At 61.1% G+C, this 725-nt stretch carries 1 protein-coding gene; it reads right to left on the bottom strand.

The features are described 5' to 3' along the window. A partial coding sequence (locus tag A3754_RS23325; protein ID WP_156497175.1) for a wax ester/triacylglycerol synthase domain-containing protein occupies window positions 1-725 on the bottom strand: 725 nt, incomplete at both ends.

Here is a 725-nt window from a genome sequence, read left to right as displayed (position 1 = left end):
GGATTTGGCTTCCTGCACGGAGTCATTCACTACCCGCAGACGGTTGGCCGGATCGCAGATGTGGGTGCCCAGGTTGGCCAGAATCATGCCGATCTGGTTGCCGCCGGAGCTGTCGTCCTGGCGCAGGTTCATGGGCACCATGGCAATCAGAGGCTCATCCGGCAGCGCATGCTGGCTGATCAGGTACTCACGCAGGGCGTGGCCACACATGGACAGCACCACGGTGTTAATGGTGCAGCCGTAAGCCTTGGCAATGCCTTTCAGGCGCGGCAGCGAGAAGCTCTGGGCGGCAAAGCGGCGTGAACCGGTGATGGTGTTGTTAAGAATGGTGTCCGGGGCCTGGAAAATGGACACATAGTTCTCATCACTTTTCGCTTTCTGGGTGACCTTGTAGATTTCTCGCGCCAGCGCCGGCACCGTGGCGGCTTGCTTGCTGATGCCGGCGGTCAGGCGTGCCATGCTGGAGGCCACGTCCACCGGGTTGCTGGGCAGGGAGCGGGTGCGCTTGCGGGTATTGAAGGCCCAGCTTGGCGCCATTTCCCGCTCGGCAGGGTCCGTGGAGAGGGTCTTGGTGGCAATGCGCATGGCGGAGATGCCGTCCATCACCGAATGGTGAATCTTGTAGTAAAGCGCAAACTGGCGACCGCGGATGCCTTCGATCAAATGGGCTTCCCACATGGGACGTTCCCGATCCAGCAGATTGGAGTGCTCGGCGGAGATCAGGG

The organism is Alcanivorax sp. HI0083 (genome assembly GCF_001635175.1).
Note: the sequence above shows the minus strand (reverse complement) of the source record. Positions and strands in the feature narration are given on the sequence as shown.